Source organism: Inhella sp., assembly GCF_027532025.1.
Lineage (GTDB): Bacteria > Pseudomonadota > Gammaproteobacteria > Burkholderiales > Burkholderiaceae_C > Inhella.
The window spans coordinates 43,252-50,849 of the sequence record NZ_JAPZSY010000016.1; the positions used below are offsets into that span (position 1 = coordinate 43,252).

Here is a 7,598-nt window from a genome sequence, read left to right on the forward strand (position 1 = left end):
GGCATTGCCATGCGTGACATCGTCATCGTCACGATCGTCGCTCTGGGCGTCTTGATCGCCCTGCGCCGGCCTTGGGTCGGGCTGCTGCTGTGGGTCTGGCTGTCCATCATGAACCCCCACCGCTTCGCCTTCGGGTTTGCGTACTCCGCGCCGCTGGCTCAGGTCACCGTCGCCGCCATCGCGCTGGGCATGGTGGTCACCCGCGACCGGTTGCGATCGCCCTTCGTGGCCGGCCCAGCCACTTGGTTCATCGTGTTGACCTTGTGGATCACGATCACCTGGGCCCTGGGCTTGGACCCAAAGGGTGATTGGGACCAGTGGACCAAGGTTATGAAGATCAACGTCATGGTGGTCATGGCCGTGGTGCTGGTGCACACCAAGCAGCAAATCATGGGGCTGGCCACCGTCCTCGTGGGCTCCATGGGCTTGTTGGGTCTCAAGGGTGGGCTGTACACCTTGGCCACGGGTGGCGGTGGCAGAGTCTGGGGGCCGCCCGGATCGTTCATCGCCGACAACAACGACTTCGCCTGCGCGCTGGTCATGACCATCCCGCTGTTGCGCTTCCTGCAGTTGCAGGTTCAGCACCGTTGGTGGCGCCACGTCTACACAGCACTCATCCTGTTGTGCGTGACGTCGGTGATCGGCAGCCAGTCGCGGGGCGGGCTGTTGGCCATGGCGGCCATGGGGACCTTTTTCTGGTGGAAAAGCAAAGCCAAGGTCCGGATTGGGCTGGTTTTGGCCCTGATGGCCGTGGTGGTGTTGCTGGCCGTGCCGGAGTCGTGGATGCAGCGCATGCAAACCATCGACGACTACCAGACCGACCAGTCGGCTTTGGGCCGCCTCAACGCTTGGTGGATGGCCTGGAATTTGGTCAAGGACTATCCCCTCGGCATCGGGATGAACACCGTTCGGCCCGAGCTGTTTGCCCTCTATTCGCCATACCCGGAAAAGGTGTTTGCCGCCCACAGCATCTACTTCCAGATGCTGGGAAACCATGGCTACTTGGGGGTGCTGTTGTTCGTGGGGATCTGGTGGTCCACGTGGCGATGCGCGGCCGATTTGATTCGGATGGGAGAGCGCAACCCCGAGCAGCGCTGGCTGAGCGACTTGGGAACCATGGCACAGGTGTCGGTGTTGACCTATTTGGTGGGTGGCATATTCCTGAGCTTGGCCTACTTTGACCTGCCCTATTACACGATGACCTTGGTGGTGGTGGCCCGCCTATGGGCCCACAACGCCAAGTTGCAGGCTGCCGAGCCCCAGGTGCCGGCATGGCAGGCTCATCTCGGTTGGGGCAAGGCGGCCCCGGTCGCCGTGCGAAAGCGGAGGGTTGCATGAGCGACGCTGTGCACGTGCGCCACCTCCGCCTGACGCCGCAGGGCGAAACGCAACGGCTGGAGGCCGAGATCGATGGCGATCTGGTGTGGTTCGATGCCCCGTCAGGGGCCTTCCATGGCCCCCGTGCCGAGCCCTTTTTGGCGCTGGCCCTGCAGGAGGCGATGGCGCGCCGGGTGCCGCTGGTGCTAGATCCTGCCCATCGGGTCTCGCCAACCTGGGTGCGCAACCTCGAGCGCGTGCAGGCCGTTTGGTTGTCGTGGAACGACGAGGACATCGGATGGGTGCCGGTGCAGGCGTCGACTGCCCCAGAGCCGGACCACCGGGGGTGGAGCCTGTCGACCTTCTCCGGCGGGGTGGACAGCAGTTACACCTTCCTGCAATGCCGCGAGCAGCTGTCGCACGTCGTGCTGGTTCAGGGTTTCGACACCGATGACGAAGACGGCTGGCGCCGCAACGTGCGCGCACGACGTGCGTTTGCCGATCGTCAGGGGGTCGCGCTGCTCCCCGTGGCCAACAACGTACGGGCGTTTCTGCAGCGGCGACGGCTGTCTTGGAACCTGGCTCACGGCGGCTTGTTGGCCTCGCTGGGCGTGGCCCTGGGTGCTCGAAGCGTGGTGATTCCGTCAACCTTCACCTACAGCCACCTGATTCCCTGGGGCTCGCACCCCGTGCTCGACCCCCTGTGGTCCACAGACCAAACCACCGTCACCCACCACGGGGCCGATTGCGGTCGGACCGAAAAGACCCGTCGCTTGCTGCAAGCCCCCGATTTGCTTCACGAACTCCAAGTTTGTTGGCGCTCGGTCGATCAGAACTGCGGTCAGTGTCCCAAGTGCGTTCGAACCTCGTTGGCGCTTCACCTGTTGGGTGCCGAGTCGGACAAGCTGCCGCCGTACACGAGCGTCGACCAGTTGGTGGCTCTGCGCCCTTCCGACGGGGCCTCCCTGGCGTACACCGAAGAGTTGATTCGATTGGCATTGGTGCAGGGTCATCCGGCGGTGGCGAAGCGACTGCGACGGGATCGCCGTCGCTACCTCTTGAAGATGCACGCGGTCGAGTGGCTCAAGCTGTTGGGGGGGAGGCGCCTCAAGACGTGGGCTCGGGGGCGTTCCACCGCTGCGTGGCGGCGAGATCGGGTCAAGCTGCAGGCGGCCCGCGATTGGCTGGACGACGGAGTGGCGCCATGATCAAAGCTGCTTGGCACTGGGGCAGCCCGGGGGGCGCTCGTGGGCGTTTGACGGTGTTGATCTTCCACCGCGTGCTGCCCCAGCCCGACCCCCTGTTCCCCGGCGAGATGCATGCCGCGCGCTTCGATGCCGTTTGCGGTTGGCTGGCGTCCTGGGCGCCGGTTCTGCCCTTGGAGAAGGCGGTGCGGCAATTGAGAGACGGGGTCCTGCCCGCACGGGCCTTGGCCATCACCTTCGACGATGGCTATGCCGACAACGCCAGCGTGGCCTTGCCGCTGCTGCAAAAGCACGGCCTTTGCGCCACCTTCTTCGTGTCCACCGGCTACCTGGATGGTGGTCGCATGTGGAGCGACACCTTGGTCCACGCCGTGCGGCACTCAGCGCGTGCGCACATCGATGTGAGGGACCTGGGTCTCGAGGGCGTCGATGCACTCAGCCTGGACGGCTGGGAGGCCCGCCGAGCCAGCGTCAATCGGTTGCTTCATGCCACCAAGTACCTCGGTGACAAGGCACGCGATCAGGCCGTGGCCGCGCTGGCCAACCGCTTGGGGGTGAGCCAGTTTCCTGAAGATTTGATGATGACCAGCCAACAAGTGAGAGCCTTGCGCGACGGAGGCATGCAAATCGGTGCTCACACCGTGAATCACCCGATCCTGTCGCAACTGCCCAGGGCTGAGGCCTTGCGCGAAGTGAGCGGCAGTCGGTCCGCCCTGGAGGGTCTGCTGGATCAGCCCGTGTCGGTGTTCGCTTACCCGAATGGCAAGCCGGGCCAGGACTACTCCAAGGCGTCGGTGGAGATCGTCCGCGAGGCGGGCTACGAGGTGGCGGTTACCACGGAGTGGGCGTCGGCAGGGGTTGAAGTGGATCCGCTGCAGGTTCCGCGCTTCACACCTTGGGACTCCCAACGGTGGCGTTACGGTTGGCGGCTGGTGCGAAACCTGCGCGTCGATCCGCGGGGAGTCTGCGCTTGATCGACGCTTTTCTGCATGTCTGCCGCTTCCTTGGCCTGTTTGCCTGGGCGCGCAGGACCACCCGACACCGCCTGCGCATCTTGTGCTACCACGGCATTTGGATGGGGCCAGCGCCTCATTTTGGCGATCGGGTGTTCATGAGCCCTGAGCTTTTCGCCCATCGCATGAACGCTCTGAAGCGGGTCGGCTACACGGCGCTGTCGCTGCAGGAGGCCTGGAAACGTTGCCAGGAAGGGGGGTTGAACGGCCGCGAGATCGTCATCACGATCGACGACGGTTGGGCCGGCACGGCGCGCCACATGGCGCCGGCGCTGGCTCGGCTGGGTTGGCCGTCGACCTTGTACCTGGCAACGCACGATTTTCTGATTGGGACCCCGATTCCGCCGGTGACCGCCACGTGGCTGCTGGAGCGCGCCACGCAGCCTCTGGATCCTCGCATCCTGCTGGGCCAAGAGACGGCCCCCGACGACTGGGCGACGGCGCTGGAAGAGCGCATTCGCTCGCTGCCCGATGGACCCGCGCAGGAGGCGGAGTGGACCCGTTGGGGCGCTGCCCTGGGGGTGGATGTGTCCGCCGTGCTGGCCTGCCGCAGCCTGCATCCGATGACGCCGGCCGAGTTGCGCCAGTGCCTCGACATGGGCATGGACGTTCAACTCCACACCCACCACCACGACCTGGGCGACATGAGGGCGACCGTGGTCGAGCGCGAGCTGGCCCTGAACCGCGAGCATTTGGCGCGTTTGACCGGGCAATCGCCCATGGCGTTCAAGCACTTTTGCTACCCCAGTGGCGTGCATGACCAGCGGGCTTTCGTCAGCTTGCGGCAGTCGGGCATCGAGACGGCCACGACCACGGACTACGGTCTACCGAGCGGGCGCCATGAACCCATGGCGCTGCCCCGGATCCTGGACGGGCAGTCGATGAGCGACATCGCGTTGGAGGCCCGGCTCAGTGGGTTTTGGTACTGGGTGGACCGCCTCCGTGGGCGAGTGACGGGCCACGCATGATGCTCAAGCAGCGCCTGTCGGTTCAAGCCAGACCTGCCCCCCGCCCCGCAGGGCAGATGGCTTCAGGGAAAGGCAGGCCCTTGCCGAACCATGCCCCCATGCAGAATCGCGCACTCGTTTTGTGGGGCCACAGGTTGTGACTGCAGTCGGACGGAAAGTGGCCGTCGGGGCCCTGTGGATGGTGGGCCTGCGCCTGTTGGAGCGGGCGATCGGCTTCGTGTCCACGCTGATCCTCGCGCGCTTGTTGGTGCCCGCCGATTTCGGCTTGGTGGCGATGGCGATGACCGTCTACGCCTTCGTGGAGGTGGCCGGCAACTTTGGCTTCGATTTGGCCCTGTTGCGCGACAAGGATGCATCGCGCGAGGCTTACGACAGCGCCTGGACGCTTTACGTCATTTACGGCGTGTTTGCGTTCTTGCTGCTGCTGGCCCTGGCGTGGCCAGCCGCGCAATTCCATGGGGATCAACGCTTGGTGCCCGTGATGGCGGTTTTGGGCTTGATCGCCCTGGTCCAGGGCTTCGACAACATCGGCACCGTGCACTTCCGCAAGGAGTTTCGGTTCGATGCCGAGTTCAAGTTGATGCTGTACCGCAAGCTGGTGGCCTTCGGGGTCACCGTGAGTTTGGCGCTTGCCTTCCGCAATTACTGGGCACTGATCGGTGGCATGGTGGCCCAGCGTGCGACGGGCACGGTGCTGAGCTACACCATGCACCCGTACCGGCCCAGGTTCAACCTCACCCACGCACGGGCGCTGTTTGGGTTTTCGCGCTGGCTGGTGCTGGCCCGCTTGATGGAGTGCTTGAAGAACCGAGGCCCGGACTTCATGATCGGCCGCCATCTCGATCTGGCGGCCTTGGGCCTGCACCGGTTGTCGCTGGAATTGGCCACCCTGGCCACCTCCGAGTTGATGTTGCCCATTTTGCGGGCGGTGTTTCCTGGCTATGCCGCGGTGGCCCACGACCGCCAGGCCCTGGCCTCGTCGTTCCTGCGGGTGCAAGGCAGCATCGTCTTGGTGACCTTGCCCGTCGGCTTGTGTTTCGTGCTGATGCCCGATTTGGTCGTGCGCGCGTTGCTGGGCATGAACTGGCTGGGTGCCACGCCGCTGGTGATGATCTTCGGCATCTCGGGCTGCCTGTCGATGTTCCAACTCACCAGCCTGGCCATCTTTGAAGTGTTGGGTCAGCCTCAGCGGTCGACGTGGCTGCGACTCACCGAGAACGTGCTGTTGCTTCCTTCCGTCGCCATCGCGCTGTGGTCGGATGCGGGCCTGGTCGGTGCTGCATGGTGCTGGGTGGGCGTGCAAGTTCTGCTGGTGCCCCTGTCGGCGTGGTTGATTCACGGGCTGTTGCCCTTGACCCTGCTGCAGCGCTTGGGGGTCTTGTGGCGTCCCGCCCTCGGGGCCGTTGTGATGGCCGTGGTGATCCACGCGGTGCGACTCTGGTTGCCGACGGTGGAATCCAGCGTGGCGGCTTTCGCTCAGTTGCTGGGTTTGGCTGCCCTGGCGGTCGGCAGCTTTGTGGCGACGGTGTTCGGCGCGTGGTGGGCGGCAGGTCGGCCCAGTGGTCCGGAGTCGTCGCTGGTGGAATGGATCGTGAGCAAATCGCGCCCGACCGCGGCGCCGCCGGTCGAGCCCCACTCTTCGACGTGACGCTCGGGGCCGTTGGGCTGAGCGCCGGCGCTCAGCCCAGCTTCGCGCTCAGAAAGTCGGCGAGCGACCCCACGGTGGCAAAAACGTCGCCGTCGATTTCGTCGTCGTGGATGCTGATGCCGAGTTGCTCTTCCATGGCGGTCATCAGCGACACAACCGCCATCGAATCCATTTCTGGCAGGGCGCCCACCAAGGGCGTTTCACGGGTGAACGATTGCGCCCGCCCGCCGAGCGACAAAACGTCGTCGAGGATGCGCAGGACGTGGTGCAGGGCGTCGGTGGACATGGCAAACGGCGTGGGACGGCTCAAGCAGGCCCCAGATGAAGGGGCGCGGAGTTTATCGTCGGCGCCCCGGGCCGATGGCCCAGCCTCCCGCAGGCCCGGGGGGCGGGGCTAAACAAGGCAGTGCCTCGACTACATTCGCCGCAACCCTCGATCCCGACCTCGACTTCGACCTCTTTGAGCATTTCACCGGGCGCCATGCCGTTGCACGAATCTCAATTGCTCCACGAATTGCCGCTGCGTCAGGCTGAACTCCGTCCCGAGGCGCCGGCCCTGGTCCACGGGGTCCAATCGCTCGACTACGGGCAGTTGGCTGCCCAGATTCGCGGCCTCGCCGCCGGACTGTTGAATTGGGGCCTTCAGCGTGGCGACCGCGTGGCCGTCTACCTTGAAAAGCGCATCGAGACGGTCGTGGCGAGTTTTGGTGTGCCTTCCGCCGGCGGTGTGTTGGTGCCCATGAATCCCTTGCTCAAGCCCGATCAAGTGGGCTTCATCGCGTGGGATTGCGACGTGAGGGTGCTGGTGACTTCGCCGGAGCGCTACGCGCAGCTCGGGCCCACCTTGGCGGCATGCCCCTCGATCCAAGCTGTGGTGCTCACCTCGCAAGACGAAGCTGCTGGGCATGGGGTGCTGTCTTGGGGCTCGTTGCTGCCAACGCCGCCCCGCGCGGGTCACCGCCTGATCGACACCGACGTGGCCGCCATCCTCTACACCAGCGGCAGCACCGGCAAGCCCAAGGGCGTGGTGCTGAGCCATCGAAACATGGTGGCTGGGGCCAAGAGCGTGGCCAGTTACCTGGACAACCGGGAAGACGACACCTTGCTCGCGGCCTTGCCCCTGAGCTTCGATGCCGGGTTCAGCCAGCTCACCACGGCCTTCCACGTGGGCGCGCGAGTGGTGCTGCTGAATTACTTGCTCCCGCGGGATGTGCTCAAGGCGATGGAGCGCCACCGCGTGACCGGGCTGACGGCGGTGCCGCCCCTCTACATCCAATTGGCCGGCTTGGAATGGCCAGCCAGCCTTGACGAGCATTTGCGCTACTTTGCCAACACGGGCGGCCGCATGCCGCGCGACACCTTGGCCCAGCTGCGGGCTCGGGTGCCCTCGGCCAAGCCGTTTCTGATGTACGGCCTGACCGAAGCCTTTCGCTCCACCTACTTGCCG

7 protein-coding genes are annotated in these 7,598 nt (G+C 65.1%); 6 read left to right on the top strand and 1 reads right to left on the bottom strand.

The genetic code is table 11. The features are described 5' to 3' along the window. Nucleotides 1-9 precede the first annotated feature (9 nt). The 5 genes from O9335_RS03605 to O9335_RS03625 all read left to right on the top strand — a co-directional run bounded on the left by O9335_RS03605 (nucleotide 10) and on the right by O9335_RS03625 (nucleotide 6,151). Nucleotides 10-1,338, top strand: a complete 1,329-nt coding sequence (locus tag O9335_RS03605) for a putative O-glycosylation ligase, exosortase A system-associated (RefSeq protein ID WP_298383688.1) — start codon at nucleotides 10-12, stop codon at nucleotides 1,336-1,338. Next, nucleotides 1,335-2,525 (top strand): hypothetical protein, encoded by a 1,191-nt coding sequence (locus tag O9335_RS03610; RefSeq protein WP_298383691.1) that lies wholly within the window; start codon nucleotides 1,335-1,337, stop codon nucleotides 2,523-2,525. Before O9335_RS03605 ends, O9335_RS03610 begins: the two co-directional genes overlap by 4 nt. Further along, nucleotides 2,522-3,496 carry a polysaccharide deacetylase family protein gene (locus O9335_RS03615; protein ID WP_298383694.1) on the top strand — a complete coding sequence of 325 codons (975 nt, stop codon included), beginning with the start codon at nucleotides 2,522-2,524 and terminating at the stop codon, nucleotides 3,494-3,496. The genes O9335_RS03610 and O9335_RS03615 overlap by 4 nt, the downstream gene beginning before the upstream one ends. A 164-nt stretch (nucleotides 3,497-3,660) precedes the next feature. Next, nucleotides 3,661-4,503, top strand: coding sequence for a polysaccharide deacetylase family protein (locus O9335_RS03620; RefSeq protein WP_298383697.1), 843 nt, complete (start codon nucleotides 3,661-3,663; stop codon nucleotides 4,501-4,503). Nucleotides 4,504-4,660: 157 nt separating this feature from the next. Then, the gene (locus O9335_RS03625) at nucleotides 4,661-6,151 is read left to right on the top strand and encodes an oligosaccharide flippase family protein (RefSeq protein WP_298383699.1); all 1,491 of its coding nucleotides are present in this window, start codon (nucleotides 4,661-4,663) and stop codon (nucleotides 6,149-6,151) included. A gap of 31 nt (nucleotides 6,152-6,182) precedes the next feature. Here the strand turns inward: O9335_RS03625 and O9335_RS03630 are convergent, their stop codons facing one another. Continuing rightward, nucleotides 6,183-6,437: an acyl carrier protein gene (locus tag O9335_RS03630; RefSeq protein ID WP_298383702.1), complete on the bottom strand. Its 255-nt coding sequence runs from the start codon at nucleotides 6,435-6,437 to the stop codon at nucleotides 6,183-6,185. Nucleotides 6,438-6,632: 195 nt separating this feature from the next. On the opposite strand from O9335_RS03630, the gene O9335_RS03635 reads away from it, so the two are divergent. Beyond that, nucleotides 6,633-7,598 (top strand): AMP-binding protein (locus tag O9335_RS03635; protein WP_298383705.1); only part of this gene is annotated, 966 nt, incomplete at its 3' end.